Annotated in this window: 15 protein-coding genes; 9 read left to right on the forward strand and 6 right to left on the reverse strand. The window is 73.9% G+C overall.

Features of this window, described 5'->3' with window-relative positions; genetic code table 11:
* Positions 1-148: 148 nt before the first annotated feature.
* Together ACU610_RS15750 and ACU610_RS15755 are read left to right on the forward strand one after the other, a co-directional pair.
* Entirely contained in the window at positions 149-835 is a 687-nt protein-coding gene (locus tag ACU610_RS15750) for a hypothetical protein (RefSeq protein ID WP_446768647.1), read from the forward strand.
* Complete coding sequence (locus ACU610_RS15755; RefSeq protein ID WP_446768648.1) at positions 832-1,401, forward strand: hypothetical protein; 570 nt, start codon at positions 832-834, stop codon at positions 1,399-1,401. Before ACU610_RS15750 ends, ACU610_RS15755 begins: the two co-directional genes overlap by 4 nt.
* A 70-nt stretch (positions 1,402-1,471) precedes the next feature.
* Here ACU610_RS15755 and ACU610_RS15760 read toward each other — a convergent pair whose 3' ends face one another.
* The 5 genes from ACU610_RS15760 to rfbB form a co-directional block, all read right to left on the reverse strand.
* A complete protein-coding gene (locus ACU610_RS15760) occupies positions 1,472-4,345 on the reverse strand; it encodes a hypothetical protein (protein ID WP_446768649.1) in 2,874 nt (957 codons plus the stop codon).
* Complete coding sequence (locus tag ACU610_RS15765) at positions 4,342-4,944, reverse strand: hypothetical protein (protein ID WP_446768650.1); 603 nt, start codon at positions 4,942-4,944, stop codon at positions 4,342-4,344. The genes ACU610_RS15760 and ACU610_RS15765 overlap by 4 nt, the downstream gene beginning before the upstream one ends.
* 167 nt (positions 4,945-5,111) lie before the next feature.
* Complete coding sequence (locus ACU610_RS15770; protein WP_446768651.1) at positions 5,112-8,066, reverse strand: N-acetylmuramoyl-L-alanine amidase; 2,955 nt, start codon at positions 8,064-8,066, stop codon at positions 5,112-5,114.
* A gap of 166 nt (positions 8,067-8,232) precedes the next feature.
* Positions 8,233-9,129, reverse strand: coding sequence for a dTDP-4-dehydrorhamnose reductase (rfbD, locus tag ACU610_RS15775; protein WP_446768652.1), 897 nt, complete (start codon positions 9,127-9,129; stop codon positions 8,233-8,235).
* The gene (rfbB, locus tag ACU610_RS15780) at positions 9,126-10,133 is read right to left on the reverse strand and encodes a dTDP-glucose 4,6-dehydratase (RefSeq protein WP_446768653.1); all 1,008 of its coding nucleotides are present in this window, start codon (positions 10,131-10,133) and stop codon (positions 9,126-9,128) included. Before rfbB ends, rfbD begins: the two co-directional genes overlap by 4 nt.
* 245 nt (positions 10,134-10,378) lie before the next feature.
* Here rfbB and ACU610_RS15785 point away from each other — a divergent pair, with 245 nt between their 5' ends.
* From ACU610_RS15785 to ACU610_RS15795, 3 genes are all read left to right on the forward strand, one after another.
* Positions 10,379-11,254, forward strand: coding sequence for an N-acetylneuraminate synthase family protein (locus ACU610_RS15785; protein ID WP_446768654.1), 876 nt, complete (start codon positions 10,379-10,381; stop codon positions 11,252-11,254).
* A complete protein-coding gene (locus tag ACU610_RS15790) occupies positions 11,236-12,420 on the forward strand; it encodes a cytidylyltransferase domain-containing protein (RefSeq protein ID WP_446768655.1) in 1,185 nt (394 codons plus the stop codon). The genes ACU610_RS15785 and ACU610_RS15790 overlap by 19 nt, the downstream gene beginning before the upstream one ends.
* A 217-nt stretch (positions 12,421-12,637) precedes the next feature.
* Positions 12,638-14,194: an LCP family protein gene (locus tag ACU610_RS15795; RefSeq protein WP_446768656.1), complete on the forward strand. Its 1,557-nt coding sequence runs from the start codon at positions 12,638-12,640 to the stop codon at positions 14,192-14,194.
* 930 nt (positions 14,195-15,124) lie between these two features.
* Here ACU610_RS15795 and ACU610_RS15800 read toward each other — a convergent pair.
* A complete protein-coding gene (locus tag ACU610_RS15800) occupies positions 15,125-16,984 on the reverse strand; it encodes a hypothetical protein (RefSeq protein ID WP_446768657.1) in 1,860 nt (619 codons plus the stop codon).
* Between the two features lie 212 nt (positions 16,985-17,196).
* On the opposite strand from ACU610_RS15800, the gene ACU610_RS15805 reads away from it, so the two are divergent.
* The 4 genes from ACU610_RS15805 (at position 17,197) to ACU610_RS15820 (ending at position 20,405) form a co-directional block, all read left to right on the forward strand.
* Positions 17,197-18,000, forward strand: coding sequence for a TIGR03089 family protein (locus ACU610_RS15805; RefSeq protein ID WP_446768658.1), 804 nt, complete (start codon positions 17,197-17,199; stop codon positions 17,998-18,000).
* Positions 18,001-18,044: 44 nt separating this feature from the next.
* Positions 18,045-18,857, forward strand: a complete 813-nt coding sequence (locus ACU610_RS15810) for a CoA transferase subunit A (protein WP_446768659.1) — start codon at positions 18,045-18,047, stop codon at positions 18,855-18,857.
* On the forward strand, positions 18,854-19,522 hold the full coding sequence (locus ACU610_RS15815) for a CoA transferase subunit B (protein ID WP_446768660.1): 669 nt from the start codon (positions 18,854-18,856) through the stop codon (positions 19,520-19,522). Before ACU610_RS15810 ends, ACU610_RS15815 begins: the two co-directional genes overlap by 4 nt.
* A 61-nt stretch (positions 19,523-19,583) precedes the next feature.
* A complete protein-coding gene (locus tag ACU610_RS15820; protein WP_446768661.1) occupies positions 19,584-20,405 on the forward strand; it encodes a DUF1028 domain-containing protein in 822 nt (273 codons plus the stop codon).
* Positions 20,406-20,409 lie beyond the last annotated feature (4 nt).

Consider the following 20,409-nt stretch of genomic DNA (forward strand, 5'->3'; position numbering starts at 1 on the left):
CGGCTTCGATGACGGCAGCATAACCGCGTCGCCACCCGGCGGCCCGAGGCCCGGTGGAACGGGACCCCATCCGTCACACCGCCCTCATGAGGGCCGGACCACCCCGGGAGAACCAGTCCGTCCCACGCTGCTTGCTACCGTCGCGGCGATGGCAGTCGCAGACCCCGAGGTCGGGGCGCCGACCCCCGCGCGGAACGGGCTGGAGGTCGTCGCCGAACTGGTCGACGCCTACGCCCGCCGCACCCCCGTCGAGTCGGTCGCCGTCGTCGGCAACGCCCCGGTGTCCCCCGACCCCGAACGGGCCGCGGCGATCGACGCGGCCGACCTGGTGGTCCGCGTGAACGGCTTCGCCCTCGACGGACCGCAGCACCCCCGAGGGCTGGGGACCCGCGCCGACGTCGTCGTCACGCAGTGGGCCCTCGAGGCCACGCCGTGGGTCTTCACCGACTACCGGTCCCGACTCTACCTCTACAACGAGCCCGGGATGATGTACGCCGACGTCGAGCGGCTGCCCACCTGGTGGCCCCCGGACCTCGGCCTGGTGCCGATCCCCAACCGCGAGGTCAACCAGCCGCTGTCCCGCGCACTCGGCTTCGACCCGGCCCAGCCGCGGTGGGCGACGACGGGCACGGTCGCGGCCTGGCTGGCGCGCCTGCTCTACCCGGACGCGCGGCTGCTGCTCGCCGGGTTCTCCTTCATCTGGGCCCCCGTGCAGTCGACCTGGGACCACGCCTACGGCGGGGCCTCGGTGCTGACCGGGGACCACGAGCTGATAGCGGAGGCCACCATGCTGCGCAGCTGGATCGAGGACGGCAGCGCGGAGTACCTCCGGTGAGCGGCCCCCTGCGCCGGCTCGCGGTCGCGGCCCGGGTGAACCCGGTGTGGGCGCGGGTGCAGCGCAAGCTCGACGCCGTCGTCGCCGTCCGCGCCGAGCCTGCGCTGCAGGGCCTGCGCGACCGCGTCGAGCACGTCGACACCGGCCTCCGGGCGGAGCTGCAGTCCGGCCTCGACGCGCTGCGCCGCACCGTCGACGAGCGCTGCGACGCCCTCGTCGGCGACGTCCGGCGGCTCGAGGACGAGCTGCGCCGGGTGTCCGACGAGCTGGCCGAGCTGCGTGAGCAGCACGGCCGGGTCTCCTTCGACGTCGACCGGCTGGGGCCGCACGTGGCCGCCCTCGAGGTCCGGATGGCCGACCGGGAGCGCGCGGAGGGGGCGGTCGAGGTCGGCTCCCCCGGGGACGTCCCCGAGGCGCGCCGCCTGCTCGACGAGGTGCTGCGCGAGCACGAGCGGATCCGGGTGCGGTTCAGCGGCATGGCGCTCTACGAGGAGCGGCTGCGCAAGCTCGAGGCCGCCCGCTGGCCCGGTGCCGTCACCGGCTCCGACGGCGCCAGCACCGCCTGACCGACAGCGCACACGACGGCGGCCGCCGGTCCCCTCGGGAGGGGGCCGGCGGCCGCCGTCGTCGTACCGGTCAGCGCCGGTGAGCGGTGGGCGTTCCGTCGATCACGTCGATGACGCCGCCCTGGAACTCGGTGCGCGTGCCCCCGGTGACGGCCACCGTGTCGGAGGTCGGGTAGCCGAGCCAGGACGCCGTCTCACCCAGCGCCCCGTAGTGCTCGGCGGCCTCATCCAGCACGAGGCGTGCGCCGGTCGTCGGCGACCAGTAGATGGCGCCGCGCTCCAGTTCGGTCTGGGTGCCGCCCCCGGTCGCGCCGACGTCGTCGGTGGTCGGGTAGCCCAGCACCTGCGGCCCACCGGCGGCCACGTAGCGCTGCAGGATCGCCCCGCGCATCACCCGCACGCCGGTGGACGGCGACCAGTACACCGTGCCACCGCGGAAGGTGGACAGGTACCCGCCGTTGGGGCCGGCCGCCTCGTCCTCGGTCGGATAGCCCAGCACTCCGGACTCCGCACCCCAGGACCGCCACTTCTCCAGGAGCCCGCCACGCACCACGTGCGCCCCGGTCGCCGCCGACCAGTAGATCGCCCCGCCCTGCAGCTCGACCTTCGCACCGCCGTTGGCCGCGCCCACGTCGTCGGTGGTCGGGTAGCCCAGCACCTGCGGCCCACCGGCGGCCACGTAGCGCTGCAGGATCGCCCCGCGCATCACCCGCACGCCGGTGGACGGCGACCAGTACACCGTGCCACCGCGGAAGGTGGACAGGTACCCGCCGTTGGGGCCGGCCGCCTCGTCCTCGGTCGGATAGCCCAGCACTCCGGACTCCGCACCCCAGGACCGCCACTTCTCCAGGAGCCCGCCACGCACCACGTGCGCCCCGGTCGCCGCCGACCAGTAGATCGCCCCGCCCTGCAGCTCGACCTTCGCACCGCCGTTGGCCGCGCCCACGTCGTCGGTGGTCGGGTAGCCCAGCACCTGCGGCCCACCGGCGGCCACGTAGCGCTGCAGGATCGCCCCGCGCATCACCCGCACGCCGGTGGACGGCGACCAGTACACCGTGCCACCGCGGAAGGTGGACAGGTACCCGCCGTTGGGGCCGGCCGCCTCGTCCTCGGTCGGATAGCCCAGCACTCCGGACTCCGCACCCCAGGACCGCCACTTCTCCAGGAGCCCGCCACGCACCACGTGCGCCCCGGTCGCCGCCGACCAGTAGATCGCCCCGCCCTGCAGCTCGACCTTCGCACCGCCGTTGGCCGCGCCCACGTCGTCGGTGGTCGGGTAGCCCAGCACCTGCGGCCCACCGGCGGCCACGTAGCGCTGCAGGATCGCCCCGCGCATCACCCGCACGCCGGTGGACGGCGACCAGTACACCGTGCCACCGCGGAAGGTGGACAGGTACCCGCCGTTGGGGCCGGCCGCCTCGTCCTCGGTCGGATAGCCCAGCACTCCGGACTCCGCACCCCAGGACCGCCACTTCTCCAGGAGCCCGCCACGCACCACGTGCGCCCCGGTCGCCGCCGACCAGTAGATCGCCCCGCCCTGCAGCTCGACCTTCGCACCGCCGTTGGCCGCGCCCACGTCGTCCGTCGTCGGGAAACCGATCTTCCGGGGGCCACCCGCGGCCTCGTACCGGGCGAGGATCGCGCCACGCAGCATGCGCGCTCCGGTGGGCGGCGACCAGTAGAGCGTCCCGCCCTGGAAGCGGGAGCGGAAGCCGCCAGGGACCGCCTCGTCCCCGCCGACCGGGTAGCCGAGCAGACCGGCCTGGGCGCCCTTGGCCCGCCAGGTGGCCAGGAGGTCGCCGCGCACCTCGCGCGCGCCAGTGGCGGCCGACCAGTAGATCGCCCCGCCCTGGAAGTCGGTGTAGTACCCCGCGTTGACCGGCGCCGCGGTGTCGTCCCCGGTCGGGTAGCCGAGGAGGGCCGGGCCACCGAGGGACTGGTAGTGCTGCAGGATGGCCCCGCGGACGACGTGGGGCCCGGTGTCCCGGTGCCAGAAGATGGTGCCGCCCTGGTAGCTGCGCCAGCAGCCGCCCCACGGGAGGTTGCAGACCACCTCGGACGTCGAGGCGCCCAGGTCCACGCCGGAAGCCCGGAGGTGGGTGTACTTCTCGTTGATCGACCCCGGGCCGGTCTGGGTGCTGCCGAACCAGTCGGTGAAGTAGCTGAAGAAGTTCCGGTTGCCGTACGACGAGCAGTCGTCGCCGACGCGGTACTCGTTGGCCAGTGCGGCCGCGTTGGGCACGTAGGGCGTGTAGATGTACAGCGCCGCGGTCGCCTGGTTCTGGATGTAGACCTGGGCGGTCCCACAGCGCCAGTTGTTGAGGTTGTTGGCCTTCTCGGTCGCCGGGTGGTAGCTGATCGTGTTCGTCATCCCGGCGCGGTACTTGTAGTTGCCCGGGTTGGCCCGGTACCTCTGCAGCTGGTTGGCCGCGCTGTAGAGCTGGTTGAAGAACCCGTAGTACTGCGAGTCGCAGACCGCGGTGTCAGGGCAGCCGAAGCCCATGGCCGCCCGGTACGACGTCGACGACGGCGTGCCGGTCACCAGGCCCTGCTCCTTCTGCAGCATGACGATCAGCACCTGCGGGTTGATGCCGCAGGACTGCGCGACCTTGTGGATGATCTGCGCCGCGGTCTCACCACGCGCGCCGGCGTAGCCCCTGCAGCGGGGGTCGGCCGGCCGGGTCCAGGTGTCCTCGCGGTAGTCCTTGAGGCAGTTGCTGGTGCAGCGGTTGCCCTTGACCGTCAGATGGTCCTGGATCTGCCCGGCGGACATGGTCGACGGGTTGTAGAAGACGTCGTCGTCGATGATGTCGCCCGGGTTGAACAGCCGCAGGTCGGCCGACTCGGTCAGGTCGGGCTGCTGCGGCGAGGACCCGGCGACGAAGACGGATGCCAGCCCGAGGGCGATGAGGCAGGTGGCGACGAGACGGAGCCGGGATCTCACGGGACCTCCACCTCGACAGCCGCGGACTCCCCGACCGACGTCTCGGACGTGTAGCTCAGCACTGCCTCCCACGTGCCGGAGGTCAGCGCGTCGCCACCCACCCGCACCTCACCGCAGTCGGTGGTGGCCGCGCTCGGCGCACCCAGGGACTCCCCCCGCAGCTCCACGCCCTCGCGGCGGAGGACCAGCGTGCAGGTGGCGTCCTCCTCGACGATCCCGGCGGCGTACCCGCCTGCGACGACGGCCGCCGCGGCGGCGTCGTAGCCGGTGTAGCTCAGCGAGACGGCGACCGCCGCGAGCCCGCCGGCGTCCTCGTCGTGCGCCGGCGCGGCGGTCGGCGACGAGGGCGCCTGGACGACGTCCTCCTCAGCCTCGCCCTCCGCCGTGTCCGCCACCGGCGCGCTCGACGAGGGCACGGCCGGGGGCGAGGTGCCGGCCGGGGGTGAGGTGCTGGCCGGCGTCGTGACCGGGGGCGTCCCGGCGGCAGCCGGGGCGGTGTCGCCGGACCTCGTCCAGAGCACGAGGGCACCGACGGCCAGCAGCAGGGTCGCGAGGACCAGAACGGGGCCGCGACGGCTGCGGCGGGTCTTGCGGGACAAGGGCACTCCCAGGTCGACCCACGGCAGGGGTCGGTCATCGGCGTCCGGCGGGACGGCACTGTCCGCTCGCGCGGTGGACACGGACGCACATGCGCGTACGTGTCCGGCAGATTACTGCGGGTGACGACCCGCGCTAGGGAGCGACGCGGGCCGTGCGCCGTCTGTGGTCACTGCGAGACGGTCACGGCCCCGCTCGAGGAGTTCCACGTCATCGAGCCGCGCTCGAAGTCGGTGCGCATGCCGCCGGGGACGGGGTAGCTCGAGCGGGTCGGGAAGCCGAGCGCCGAGGAGCTGCCGCCCCGCTCCCAGTAGGTCCGCGCCATCGCGCCGGACACCACCTGCATGCTCGTCGTCGGCGACCAGTAGATGTCGCCGCCCTGGAACCGCACGAAGGCTCCGCGGCCGTCGGACGTCGGCGCGTCACTGGTGGTCGGGAAGCCCAGCGGCCCGGTGACACCGCCGGAGCCCAGCCAGGTGGCCAGGATGCCGCCGCGCACGATGCGGGCGCCGGTCGCGGGCGACCAGTAGATGTCGCCGCCCTGGAACCGCACGAAGTAGCCGCGACCGTCCGGCGTCGGCGCGTCGCTGGTCGTCGGGAAGCCCAGGAACCCGGTCGGTCCGCCGGCGGCCCGGTAGGCGTTCAGGATCTCGCCCCGGACGATCTGCATGTTCGTCGTCGGCGACCAGTAGATGTCCCCGCCCTGGAACCGCACGAAGGCCCCGCGGCCACCCGGGGTGGCTGCGTCGCTGGTGGTCGGGAAGCCCAGCGGCCCGGTGACACCGCCGGAGCCCAGCCAGGTGGCCAGGATGCCGCCGCGCACGATGCGGGCGCCGGTCGCGGGCGACCAGTAGATGTCGCCGCCCTGGAACCGCACGAAGTAGCCGCGACCGTCCGGCGTCCGGGCGTCGCTCGTGGTCGGGAAGCCGAGGTACCCGGTCGCGCCGCCGGCGGCCAGCCACGCCTTCAGGATCTCGCCCCGGACGATCTGCATGTTCGTCGTCGGCGACCAGTAGATGTCGCCGCCCTGGAACCGCACGAAGGCTCCGCGGCCACCCGGGGTGGCTGCGTCACTGGTGGTCGGGAAGCCCAGCGGCCCGGTGACACCGCCGGAGCCCAGCCAGGTGGCCAGGATGCCGCCGCGCACGATGCGGGCGCCGGTCGCGGGCGACCAGTAGATGTCGCCGCCCTGGAACCGCACGAAGTAGCCGCGACCGTCCGGCGTCGGCGCGTCGCTGGTCGTCGGGAAGCCCAGGAACCCGGTCGGTCCGCCGGCGGCCCGGAAGGCGTCGAGGATGTTGCCGCGGACGATCCTGGTCCCGGTCGTCGGCGACCACAGCACCTCGCCGCCCTCGAAGCGCACGAACGCGCCCTTGCCGGCCGGGGTGTCGCTGGTCGTCGGGAAGCCGAAGAAGCCCGTCGTGCCGCCGGCGGCCAGCCAGGTCTCCCGGATGGAGCCGACGACCACGCGGGCCGCGGTCGTCGGCGACCAGTAGATGTCGCCGCCCTGGAACCGCACGAAGTAGCCGCGGCCCTCCGGCGTCCGCGCGTCACTGGTGGTCGGGAAGCCGAGGTACCCGGTCGCGCCGCCGGCGGCCAGCCACGCCTTCAGGATCTCGCCTCGTACCAGCTGCGAGCCGGTCGCCGGGGACCAGTAGACGTCGCCGTGCTGGAAGCGGACGAAGGCGCCGCGACCGCCGGGGGTCTGCGCGTCGTCGGTGATCGGCGGGCCGAGGACGGCGGGCCCGCCGGCCGACAGGTACCGCTCGAGGATGCCGCCGACCACCAGCCGGACGCCGCCGAGCGGCGAGGAGTACAGGCGGGCCCCGTTGGCGTAGACCTGCCACGTGACACCGGCCGCCGACTGCTCGCCCCCCACCGGCGCGCCGAGCCACGCCCGCAGGCCGGCGTCGGACTCGTAGCGGGTGACGATCGGCGACCTGGTGTTCGCCATCCGGGCGGCGACCTTGTCGCGGATCTCGCCCAGCCGCGCGTAGCCGTACCGACCCGGGCACGCGGTGCTCTTGGTGTCGCGGTGCCCGAAGACGGTCGGCAGGGTGACCCGCGCGCCGGCGGCGTACTTGTCCGTGCCGCCCGAGGTGAGGGTCGTCGTCCCCTTCGGGTTGACGCTGTAGAGCGAGAACTTCCAGGCGATGATGGCCGCGACGGAGTCGATCATGGCCTGGGGCGTGTCGACGACGTCGTAGTTGCCCATCATCGACACCCCGAAGGTCGAGGTGTTGAACCCGCCGGCGTGCGCGCCGACCACGGTGCTCGCCAGGCCGCCGGAGCGGCCCTCCCAGAGCCGGCCGAACTTGTCGACGAGGACGTTGTAGCCGATGTCGCCCCAGCCCAGGCTCCGCGCGTGGTAGGTGTACGTCGAGCGCAGGATCGCCGGGACCTGGTCGGCGGTGTAGTTGTTCGACCCGGCGGTGTGGTGCAGCGTCGCGGCCTTGATGGTGCTGGCGTACTGCGGGGTCCAGCCCATGATCCGCTCGTCGGCGCCCCACTGCGCCCGCGAGAACACCGGTGGCATCGCCACGGCCGCGTCGGCGGTCTCGGTGATGTCGGGGTCGCCGAGGTCGGAGTCGGCGGGGCTCTCCCCCGGGTCGACCAGGTCCAGCTGCACGTCGGTGGGCTGGGCACCCGAGCGGGTCACCAGCTCGGCCTCCACCGCGGTCGCCGGACCGGTCCACAGCGGCGCCGTCCCGCTCCGGACGGGGGTGCCGGTGTCCGCCTCGGCCTCCTGCTCGGCCGCCTCCGCGCTGACCTCCGTCCACGTCCCCCAGGTCCCCCCGAGGTCGCGCACGCGCACCTGGACGACCGTGTCGGTGACCGCCGGGTCGTACGCCCAGGTGACGCCGACCAGCGAGAACTCGGCGACGTCGGTGGCGCTCACCGACAGCGTCGGGACGGTGTCGGGCACGCCGGCGACCGGGGCGGTGGTGCCCTCCCGCACCTGCGCCTCGGGCGCGGGGTCGCTGAACGACCCCATCGCGACCTCCTCCACCGACGTCTCGACGGGCACGGCCTCGGGGCTCGGCTCGGCGACGACGGGGAGCACCAGGACGACCCCGGTGAGGGCGGCGAAGGCGGTGGTTCCGGCGAGCAGGCGGCGACGCACGGGCTGGTCCTCCGGTGGAGCGTGGCGGCTGCGCCCCGCGAGGGCGCATCTGTCCACGTCGAGCATCGGCAGGGCCACGGGCGGTCTTGAGTCGACGCGACCGACGATCCGGGAGAAGCGGTCCACGCCGTCCCGCTGGCCACTCGCGCCCCACGGGTCCCACGCCTCAGCGGGGTGACCACTCCTGCAGCGCGAGGTGCAGCGCCGTCCGCCACGGCCGCGGCGCGGGCAGCCCGGCGGCCAGCCACGCGCTGCCATCGAGCACCGACCACGCCGGGCGCGGCGCCGGGCGCGGAAAGGCCTCGGTCGTCGTCGGGGTCACCAGGGCCGGGTCGGCGCCGACCTCCTCGTAGACGGCGCGGGCCAGGCCGTACCAGCTGACCGCACCGGCGTCGGTGCGGTGCAGCACCGGCGGCACCGGCCCGGGCCGGGCGCCGAGCGCCACCAGGCCGGCGGCGAGGTCGGCCGACCAGGTCGGCGAGCCGACCTGGTCGTCGACCACCGAGACCGGGGCGCCGTCGAGGGCGCGGCCGGCCATGGTCCGCACGAAGTTGCCGCCGTGTGCGCCGTACAGCCACGACGTGCGGACGACGGTGGCGTCGCCCCCGGCGGCCGCGACCGCCCACTCCCCCGCCGCCTTGGTCCGGCCGTAGGCCGAGCGCGGCGCCACCGGGGCGTCCACCGGGTAGGGCTCGCGAGCCTCGCCGTCGAAGACGTAGTCGGTGGAGACGTGCACCAGCCGCCCGCGCCCGGCGAGCTCCTCGGCCAGCCAGCCGGGGGCGCGGCCGTTGACCAGCAGCGCGGTCTCCTCGTCGGTCTCCGCGGCGTCGACGGCGGTGTAGGCGGCGGCGTTGAGGACGACGGGACGGGCCCCGAGGACGCCGTCCAGCCAGCGGCGGACGACCTCGCGCACCTGCCGCTCGTCGGTCAGGTCGAGCTCGGCGCGCCCCAGCGCGGTGACGCGGTCCCCGGGCCGGCGGGCCAGGACGGCCAGCAGGTCGCCGCCGAGCTGCCCGCGGGCGCCGGTGACCAGCCAGGCGGTCGGGAGGTCCGGCCCGCTCACGTCCGGGCGGTGGCCGTCGTGCCGGCGAGTCGGGCCTTGAGCGGCTCCCACCAGGCCCGGTTGTCCCGATACCACTGCACGGTCAGCGCCAGCCCGTCCTCGAAGCTCGTCCGCGGCGCGTAGCCGAGCGCGGCGATCTTCGCGTAGTCCACCGAGTAGCGCAGGTCGTGACCCCCGCCGCGCGGGTCGACGATGTTCTCGACGAAGCTCCAGTCGCGGCCGGTGGCCTCGAGCAGCTTCTCGGTCAGCTCCCGGTTGGACAGCTCCCGGCCGCCGCCGATGTTGTAGAACTCGCCGGGCCGCCCCTGCTCAACGACCAGCTGGATGCCGCGGCAGTGGTCGTCGACGAACAGCCAGTCGCGCACGTTGGCCCCCTCGCCGTACAGCGGCACCTTGTGCCCGTCGAGCAGGTTGGTGACGAACAGCGGGATGACCTTCTCGGGGAAGTGGTACGGCCCGTAGTTGTTGCTGCACCGGGTGATGGAGACGTCCAACCCGTAGGTCTTCGCGTAGGCGCGGGCGATCAGGTCCCCGCCGGCCTTGGCCGCCGAGTACGGCGAGTTGGGCTCCAGGAGGTGGTCCTCGCTCCACGAGCCCTCGTCGATCGAGCCGTAGACCTCGTCGGTGGAGACGTGCACGACCCGGCGGACGCCGTGCCGCAGGCAGGCCTCGAACACCTGCTGGGCGCCGAGCACGTTGGTCAGCACGAACTCCGAGGCACCGGTGATCGAGCGGTCGACGTGCGACTCGGCGGCGAAGTTGACGACGACGTCGTGACCGGGCAGGGCGGCGTCGAGGTCGGCGGCGCTGCAGATGTCACCCCGCACGAAGCGGTAGCGCGGTGAGTCGGCCACCGGCGCCAGGTTGGCGAGGTTGCCGGCGTAGGTGAGCTTGTCGAAGACGGTCACCTCGGCGTCCTCGAAGGCCGGATAGCCGCCGCTCAGCATGGTCCGGACGTAGTGCGAGCCGATGAACCCCGCTGCCCCGGTGACGAGCACGCGCATGCGTCGATCCTCCCGTCCGGGCACGCCCGGAGCATCCTTTCGCGGGGTGAGGCGTGTCGCGGCCGGATCCCCTGCTGTTGCCCTACTCAGCGGGGTCTTGTCGACACGCAGCGTTCTGCTCCCGTCGCTCGAACGGGTTAGCGTGGTGCGGAAACGGGACCCGGCCTGCCAACCGCACGGACGCCCCACCCACCCGCCCGCGTTCCTCCACGCTCGAGCGGTTCGAACCCGAGAGGTAGTCCCCAGTGAGTCCGAAGCCCCCCATGGTGATCGCCGAGATCGGCTGCAACCACGCCGGCGACCTGGACCTGGCCAAGCGCATGGTGTCGATCGCCGCGACGTTCTGCGAGGTCGACGCGGTCAAGTTCCAGAAGCGCGACAACCGGCTCCTGCTCACCCCGGAGCAGTACGACGCCCCCCACCCCAACCCGATGCACAGCTTCGGCGACAGCTACGGGGCGCACCGCGAGTTCCTCGAGTTCGACATGGCCCAGCACGAGGAGCTCAAGGAGCACTGCGAGGCCGCGGGCGTCGTCTACTCCACGTCGGTGTGGGACACCGCCTCCGCACGGGAGGTCGCCAAGCTCGACCCCGAGTTCATCAAGGTCCCCTCGGCGACCAACCTGAACCTCGACGTCCTGGGCATCCTGTGCGACGAGTACTCCGGCGGGATCCACGTGTCGCTGGGCATGACCACCCGCGCCGAGGAGGAGCGGATCGTCGCCTTCCTCGACGGCCGCGGCCGGCTGGGCGACGTCGTCCTCTACGCCTGCACCTCCGGCTACCCCGTGCCCTTCGACCAGCTGGCGCTGCTGGAGATCCGCCGCCTGGTCGAGACCTACGGCGACCGGGTCGACCGGATCGGCTTCTCCGGTCACCACCTGGGCATCGCCGCGGACGTCGCGGCCATGACCCTGGGCGCGCAGGCCATCGAGCGGCACTTCACCCTCGACCGCACCTCGAAGGGCACCGACCACTCCGCGTCCCTGGAACCGGACGGCCTGCGCAAGCTCAAGCGGGACACCGTGAACGTCAGCAAGGCCCTCACGTACAAGGCCGAGGACCTGCTCGAGGTGGAGAAGGCCACGCGGGAGAAGCTCAAGTGGACCGACGGCCTCTGACCGTCGTCATCCCGGCGCGGGGCGGCAGCAAGGGGATCCCGAGGAAGAACCTGGCCGTGGTCGGCGGTCGGCCGCTGATCGCCTGGACCGTCGCCGCCGCCTCGGAGGCGGCCGCGGTCGACCGGGTCGTCGTCAGCACCGACTCCGAGGAGATCGCAGCCGTCGCCCGCCTCTACGGGGGGCGGCGGCTCGAGGTCCACCGGCGCTCGGCGGAGACGTCCTCGGACACCGCCTCCAGCGAGGCAGCCCTGCTCGAGGCGGTGGACGGAGCCGCGGTCGAGGGCGACGTGGCCCTCGTCCAGGCGACGAGCCCGCTGACCTCCGCTGAGGTCATCGACGAGGTGGCCCACCGGCTGCGCAGCCACGACAGCGCCCTGACCGTCGTCCGGCGGCACTCGTTCCTCTGGGAGGCCGCCGACGGGGACGCCGGCGCGCCGGTCAACTACGCCCCGGAACGCCGGCCGCGCCGACAGGACTGGGCCGGGCAGCTCGTGGAGTCCGGCGCGGTCTACGCCACGTCGGTGGACCGGCTGCGCGCCGGCGGGGTGCGCATCGGCGGGCGGATCGGCCTGGTGGAGACCGACGAGGTGGCCGGCGTGGAGATCGACACCCACGCCGACCTGGTCGTCACCGACGCCCTGCTGCGGGCCTACCGCACCAGGCCGGCGAAGACCGGCGTCGGCCCGGTGCGGCTGGTCGTCGCGGACGTCGACGGCGTCCTGACCGACAACGGGCTGACCTACGGCACCGTCGCGACCGAGACCAAGACCTTCTCGGCGCGCGACGGCAAGGGCTTCCAGCTGCTGCGCGAAGCCGGCGTCCGCCTGGCGCTGCTCACCTCGGAGTCGCACACGAGCGTGGCCGAGCGGGCCCGGAAGCTGCGGGTCGACGACTGCGTGCTCGGCTCCACCGACAAGCTCGCCGACATCGTGGCCCTGGCCTCCCGACACGGCGTCCCGCTGGCGCAGGTCGCCTACATCGGGGACGACGTGCACGACGTCCAGGCCATGACCGCGGTGGGCGTGTCGGGTGCCCCGGGGGACGCGCGGCCCGAGGCGATCGACGTGGCCGACCACGTCGGGAGCACCGCCGGCGGATCGGGTGCGTTCCGGCAGTTCGCCGACCACCTCTTCGCCCGGCACGTCCCGGCCCGCACGCTCGGCTGAGCTCCGTCGGCCGGTCCCGTGTGGCCACCTGGCACCGCTCGTCACACCCGTCCCGTTCCGCCACGGCACGCGAGCCGGGGGCGGCTCTCGGCACCTAGCATCGCCGTGAGCCTCCGGGTCGACGCCCGCCGCCCTCGACGGTGGCCGCACCCAGGCCGGCCCCGGTCACGACGGATCGGCGTCGTGTCCGCGCGGACGAGCACGAGGAAGGACCCCCGTGAGACGAGGAAACCCCGGAGCCGGTGGTGACCGGGAGCTGCCGGCCCGCCTGGACCCCCGGGCCGGCCGCGCCGGCTCCACCCGTGCCCGTTCCCGTTCCGAGGCGGCGGACGCGTCCGCGGAGGAGGGCCCGGCGCCGCGCCGGCGCACCGGCCGCGCCGCCACCGCGGCCCGCGCCGTCGCCGGGGTGCTGTCGGTCGTGCTGCTCGCCGGGTCCGGCTGGGGCTGGTACCTCGGCCAGGTCGCCGAGGCGACGGTCAACCGCACCGACGCCATCCCGACCGACGGCAACGACGGCACGGGGAACGCGCCCGAGGCGGTGAACCTGCTGCTGGTCGGCAACGACAGCCGGGCCAACCTCACCGAGGAGCAGCTGGCCAGCCTCAACGCCGGCGCCGACTCCGGCATCAACACCGACACGATGATCCTGGTGCACATCCCGGCCGACGGGTCGCGCGCCTCCTTCGTCTCCTTCCCCCGCGACTCCTACGTGGAGATCCCCGGCCACGGGAGGGACAAGCTCAACGCCGCCTACGCCTACGGCTACGCCGGGACCCCGGAGACCGCCTCCGACGAGGTCCGCCAGGCCGGCGGAGCCCAGCTGCTGGTGCAGACGATCAGCGGCCTGACCGGCCTGCAGATCGACCACTACGCCGAGGTCGACCTGCTCGGCTTCTTCGACCTCAGCTCCGTCGTCGGCGGCGTCGAGGTCAACCTGTGCGAGGCCGTCGACGACTCCGAGTGGTCCGGGGCGGTGTTCCCCGCCGGCGTCCAGACGATCAGCGGCGCCGACGCGCTGAAGTTCGTCCGCCAGCGGCACGGCCTGCCCCGCGGCGACTTCGACCGGATCGTCCGCCAGCAGGTCTTCATCGCCGGCGTGCTGCGCAAGATGCTCTCGGACGAGGTCATGCTCGACCTGGGCAAGCAGCGCGAGCTGGTCGAGGCGGCGTCCCGGTCGCTGACCGTCGACGAGCGCCTGGACCTGTTCCAGCTGGCCGAGCAGATGCAGTCGGTGACCGCCGGCAGCATCGAGTTCCAGACCATCCCCTACGTCGGCACCGACCGCGACGGCCAGGACCGTTCGATCATCCGCCTGGAGGACGAGGACACCCTCCACGCGTTCTTCGCCGACCTGTCGGCCGAGCCCGCGGCGCCGGCCGGGACCACGCCGGCCGCGCCCGAGACGGTCGCGCCGTCCGCGGTCACCGTCGACGTCCTCAACGGGTCGGGCACCTCCGGGCTGGCCGCCCAGGCCGCCGGCGCGCTGGAGACCGCCGGGTTCGCCGTCGGGACGACCGGCAACGCCGACTCCTCCGGCTACGACACCACCGTGGTCCGGTACGCCGCCGGCGAGGAGGCGCTGGCCGCCACGCTGGCCGCGGCCGTGCCGGGCGCGGCCCTCGAGCAGAACGCGGACGCCATCTCCGGCACCGTGCAGCTGGTGCTCGGTTCGGACTTCAACGGGGTCGGCCAGGCCGTCGACCCGGTTGCTCCCTCGGCCCCGGTCGAGGGTGAGGACGCCCGCACCGCGGCGGACACCGGCTGCATCTACTGAGGTCCCGGCCCGGCGGGGACCATCCGTCGAGCCCGGATCGCCGTGATCGCGTTCGGCTGCCCAGCGAGGAGCGGTACCGACGGGGACCCGACTCCCCGACGTGGGCAGTGGCCGGCCGGCGCCCGGGTGACCGGCGGCAGGCGCTTCCCGGTCGTCGGGTGCGTGTGGCGACATCGTCCTGGTGGTGGGGCGACACCGGCGGGGCCGTTCCCCACCGGTTCCGGGGTACGTGGCGCACGGTCACCGCGGTCGGGCGCACCACGCTGTGCACCGCCCTACCCCGTCGGCACGGACGGTCCTCGCCGCCGGCCGCGGTGGTCGCTGGACGCCTCCTCCGGGCACCGGTGGGCCGCGGTGCCCGCCGCCGGGTGCGGTCGGGCACGGCAGCGGCCCACACACGTGCCCTTGGCCGCTCGACGCCTGCCCGTCGGCGCCCACCAGGCGTATGCCGCCGGCGAACGGCAGCTGCGTGCCCCTCGGGCGCCGCGGCCGCCGGGCCGGCCGAGCGGACCTGCCGGACCACCCGCCTGCACGTGGGCCGCTCGCACCACACCGGTCAGGACTTGCGTCCTGCCAGCCGTCGAGTGGTGACCGATGCCGCGCTCGAAGGTCGTGGAGCACCCACCGGTGACCCATGTCCGGGCCGCCGTGGGCAGGCCGGACCGCCCACCTCACGGCCGGCGGCGAGCCGCGCGACGTGGATCGGGCCCTGCTCGGCCTCTTGCGTGCCGCCTCCTCTTGGGCGCGTGGCCTCCCCATCCCCCGGCGCACGCAGACGGCACGCATGGACCTGTCCCGTCCGGACCAGGTCAGCGAGGCGGACAGGGTCCTGCGCCCGGCGGCGCCCGCGAAGTCCTGGAAGCTAGCGGGAGGAGTGATCGGACACGACGACAGTCGGGGATGGCCGCGTGTCGACCGCCCTCTCGGGGGTCACCCTCTCCGTGCACAGACGAGGAGGTCGTCCACCGCTACGCCGCTGCTGCAGTCGAACTGCTCCGCCACCAGGCGCTGCACCTCCGGCGGCGCGGCGGCCAAGTCGAACCACGTGGTCTGCACCACCAGGCGCGACGAGGGGGCACGCAGGCAGTCGAGGGCGTCCCGGTAGCTCGCCGTCTCGCGCACCGCCGGCGTCGAGATCGACCGCTGCAGCCAGGTCGCGGCGGGATGGCCGCACGTGGCCGGGTCCCCGAGGAAGTACGCGATGTCACCGAAGGCGAGGTACGTCGTGCGGCCGGAGCCGAAGGCCTCGTGCACCGCGGTCGCCTGCCGGGCGCGGTCGTCGGCGATCTGCCGTGCCTCCGTGATCGTGAGGTCCGCGTGCCCCTGGTCGAAGGAATACCCGGCGGTGGGCAGTGTCGCCACGCCGAACGACGCGGCACAGATGAGTGCCAGGGATCCCGAGGTGTGCAACCGGGGACCCGGACCGAGCCCTCCGCGCCACCGGGGCAACCGGTAGTCGCGGGCAACCGCCACGGCCGTCGCCGTCGCGATGAGCACCGCGCCAGACGCCGCCAGAGTGCCGTGGGAGAGCCGCCAGTCCACCGGGAGCGAGAGGGTCAGCCCGCCCCACAGCGCCGCTGCCAGGAGACCGGGTCCGATGACGTGCGCGTAGCGCCGCTCGCAGCACGCGACCGCTGCGACCAGCGCCACGGCGGCGACCGGGGAGAGCGCGGCCAGGTGGTACAGGAACCACTGCCCCTGGACGAGGAGGGGCGCTAGCGACAGAGCGCCCGCGGCGAGCAAGGCGGCCGGGCCGCGCCAGCTCCACCGTCGCCACAGCACTACGACGACGGCGGGGAGCACCGTGAGGGCCGGGACCATGAGGGCGCTGTTGAGGACGGCGTGCAGCAGCGCGTACCCGTCGCCCAAGTCGATCCCGGCGCTCAGCGGGCTGTTCCGGTTCAGGGTGCTGAGCTCGCGCAGCCACTGCACCTCGACGGGGAAGACGACCACCTGGACCGAGAGCCAGGCCAGCGCCCAGAGCACCGTGGCCGCCGCCGTGCGCCGAGCGAGCACGGGCAGCAGTAGGTGGAGGGCGAGCAGACCGATGCCGACCGTCGCGAAGGTGACCAGCTTGAGCCAGCCCGCCAACGCGAGCCCGGCTCCGGCCGCGAGCGGACCGAGCCAGCCATCCGACCACCGTAGGGCGAGGCCGACGGCGCCCACCACCACGACGGCGGCGACCCACTCCGGCTGCAGCACGATCCACGGCCCGGCCAGTGCCAGCGACGCGGTCACGACGAGTGCGGTGAGCCCGGCGGCCGGCACCACGACCCGGCGGAGCCCGACCCACAGCAGCCACCCGGCCGCGAGGCACAGGAGCAGAGCACCGGCCCGGAACACCACCTCATCGATGGCGCGAGAGTCACCGAGGGCACCGGCGAGGTGGTCGAGGGCGGAGACGGACCAGCGGTAGAGCAGGGGCCGGTGCGAGAACGTCTCGGCCACCGGCGCACTCGACACACGCTGGACGCCCAGGACATAGCGGATGTCGTGGTTCAGGCCGGCGGACAGGGTGAGTCCGGCGGCCACCGCCACCGCGACGGGTCCCGCGATGCGTCCACATGGCCCAGGGACCCGATCCACCGCCTCCCGGGTCACCCGAGCGTCGGTCTCCATCATCGTCTCCGCCTCGCGCTCGGTGGGATGTTGCGGTGGGGTGTGCCGCGTGCGGATCGCGGGACCGGTGCGCCCGCCGGGACGGTGGCGCCGCACGGCGACGACGCCGAGGATCGCCAGCCACACGGCGCGGTGGTCGATGACGCCCGCGCACCCGACCTCCCGCGTCACCCGGCCCGGCCAGCCCGAGAACGGCTGTTACTCGTCGAGGACCGACTGTAACGCCGCGGCGACGACTCCAGGGATGCACGCAGGGAGATCCGTGACGGACCCGTCACTCGTGCCTCGCGTCCACCACGGGACCCACCGATCCGTCACCTACCGGGGCGGCCCGTGCAACTGACGGACGCGTGGCCGCGCGGCGACACTGCGATCCTCGTGCCGTGGCCATCACAGCATCCAGCACCCCACCAGACCTCCTGCAGGACGTCCTACGACGGTCGCCTTCCGCGCCGCTGCTGACCTCCTACGACGACCTCGGCGGTGGGCGGGTCGAGCTGTCGGCGGCCACCCTGGCCAACTGGGTGGCCAAGACGGCGAACCTGCTCCAGGACGAGTTCGACGTGACCGGCGGCAGCACGGTCGCCGTGGCCCTGCCGGTGCACTGGCAGACCGCGGCGGTGCTGCTGGGGGTGTGGAGCTGCGGGGCCACGGTCCTCGACACCGCGGCCGAGGACGACGGTCGGCTCGACGAGGCCGACGTCGTCCTGGCCGCGCAGGACCGGCTCCCGCCGCTCGAGGAGCAGGACCTGCCCGAACTGCTGGGCCTCTCCCTGCACCCGCTCGGCATGGGCATGACCGGCTACACCGGCCCGGCCCGCGACTTCGCCCTCGAGGTGCGGGGGCACGGCGACGCCTTCACCCCGTGGCAGCGGCCCGACCCGGCCGCGCCCGGCCTGCTGCTGGGCGGCCTGGAGCTGACCCTCGGCGGTCTGGTGGACACCGCCCGCGAGCTCGCCGGACGGCTGGGCATGGTCCAGGGCGACCGGGTGCTGGTCGACGACCGCACCGCCGCCGAGGCCGGCCCGGTCGCGTGGCTGCTCGCCCCCCTGGCCGCCGGCGCGTCCATCGTGCTGGTCCGCTCCCCCGACCCCTCGCTGCTCCCCGGCCGCGCCGCGGCGGAGAAGGTCACCGCTACGCTCGGCCGGACGATCGACGGCATCCGCGAGCTGGGCCGTCCTGCCTGACGCAGCTCCCCAGCCGCCCGGACGGACGGACGGTGTGTTCCTGCATGGACAAGGTGGTCGGCAGCGCCGCTGAGGCGGTCGCGGACATCGGGGACGGCGCGGTGCTCGCCGTCGGTGGGTTCGGGTTGTGCGGTGTGCCGGTGAAGCTCATCGACGCGCTGCTGGCACAGGGCGCGTCCGGGCTGACGACGATCAGCAACAACTGCGGCGTGGACGACCAGGCCCTCGGCGTGCTGCTCTACGCCGGGCGCATCACCCGGACGATCAGCTCGTTCGTCGGCGGCAACAAGGAGCTGGCCCGGCTGTACCTGTCCGGACAGCTCTCGGTGGAGCTGACCCCGCAGGGCACGCTGGCCGAGCGGCTGCGCGCCGGCGGGGTCGGCATCCCCGCGTTCTACACCCCCACCGGGGTGGGCACGATGGTCGCCGACGGCGGCATCCCGATCCGCTACGACGCCGACGGCAACGTCGTGGAGACCTCGAAGCCCAAGGAGGTCCGCGAGTTCGACGGCCAGCAGTACGTGCTGGAGACGGCGCTGACCGCGGACTTCGGGCTGGTCCGCGCCGCGGTCGGCGACCGGCACGGCAACCTGGTGTTCCACGAGTCCGCGCGCAACTTCAACCCGCTGGCCGGCATGGCCGGGCGGATCACCGTCGCCGAGATCGAGACCCTGGTCGAGCCCGGCGAGATCCGGCCCGAGGACGTGCACCTGCCCGGGGTCTTCGTCGACCGCGTGGTCGTCGTCGGCGCCGAGGGCAAGGGCATCGAGAACCGCACCACGCGGCCGCGCACAGACACCTCCGAGACCCCTGCCGCCGCTGGCGAGGAGACCACCACCGAGGAGACGGCCCGATGACGCTGACCCGTGACCAGCTCGCCGCCCGCGTGGCCCTGGAGCTGCAGGACGGTGCCTACGTCAACCTCGGCATCGGCATGCCGACCCTGGTGCCGAACTTCGTGCCCGATGACGTGCACGTCGTCCTGCACTCGGAGAACGGGATCCTCGGGGTGGGCCCCTACCCGTTCGAGGGCGAGGAGGACCCGGACCTGATCAACGCCGGCAAGGAGACGGTCACCATCCTGCCCGGGGCCAGCTTCTTCGACTCCTCGCTGTCCTTCGGCATGATCCGCGGCAAGCACCTCGACCTGGCCATCCTCGGCGCCATGCAGGTCAACCCCCGCGGGGACCTGGCCAACTGGCTGATCCCCGGCAAGATGGTCAACGGCATGGGCGGGGCGATGGACCTCGTCCACGGCGCCAAGCGCGTGATCATCATGATGGAGCACGTCGCCCGCGACGGGTCCCCCAAGCTGGTCGAGGAGTGCACCCTCCCCCTGACCGGCAAGGCGTGCGTGGACCGGGTGGTCACCGACCTCGCCGTCGTCGACGTCACCGCCGCCGGCTTCCTGCTCCGCGAGACCGCCCCGGGCGTCAGCGTCGACGAGGTCCAGGCCGCCACCGGAGCCCCGCTCACCGTCGCCGACGACGTCCGCGAGATGCCGCTCCCGGCGACTGTGTGAGGTCACCCGGGGACACCGCGCGTCGCGTTCCGGGGTCGGCGAGCGCCGCCGAGTCGATGCCGTGACGTTCTCGGTCGTCGCGAGGGACCCGGCGACCGGCGAGCTGGGCATCGCGGTGTCGTCCTGCATCCTCGCCGTCGGGCGGGCGGTGCCCAGCGCGCGGCCAGGCATCGGGGTGGTCGCGGTGCAGGCGCGCAGCCGGCGTGGCCTGGGCCAGTCGCTGCTGGCCGGCCTCGCCGACGGCGCCGATCCGGCCGACCTGGTGCGGGCGGCGGCGCACGCGGCCGAGGACGTCGACCGGCAGATCGCCGTCCTCGACGCCACCGGTCGCGTCGCCGCCGACACTGGGCGCGGCTCGTTCCCGGTCAGCGGCCACCTGGTCGGCGACCAGATGAGTGTGCAGGGCAACATGCTGGCCTCGCCGGAGGTGCTGCCAGCGATGGCGCAGGCCTACACCGCCGCCCGCGGGGACCTGCCGGACCGGCTGCTCGCCGCGCTGACCGCCGGGCAGGACGCCGGTGGCGACGTCCGCGGTCGGCAGTCCGCGGCGCTGCTGGTGGTCAGCGGGACGCCGGCCAGCGACGAGGACGACGGGGTCCGGATGGACCTGCGGGTCGACGACTCCGGTGACCCGGTCGCGCAGCTGCGGATGCTGCGCAACCTGCAGCGGGCCTACGACGAGCGGGACTACGAGACCCTGGCGCTGTTCGCCCCGGAGGGCGCCCGCGACCTCTACGCGGCGCTGGCCGCCTCGCAGCGCGGGGACCGCGACGCGGCGCGGGCGGCGCTGGAGGCGATGCGGGCCCGTCCGGGCTGGGCGGCGTGGCTGGCCGCGATGGCCGGCGACGGCCGGCTGGCCGGGGTGTCACGGCTGCTCGAGTGACCGC

This window comes from Geodermatophilus sp. URMC 61, from assembly GCF_052931555.1.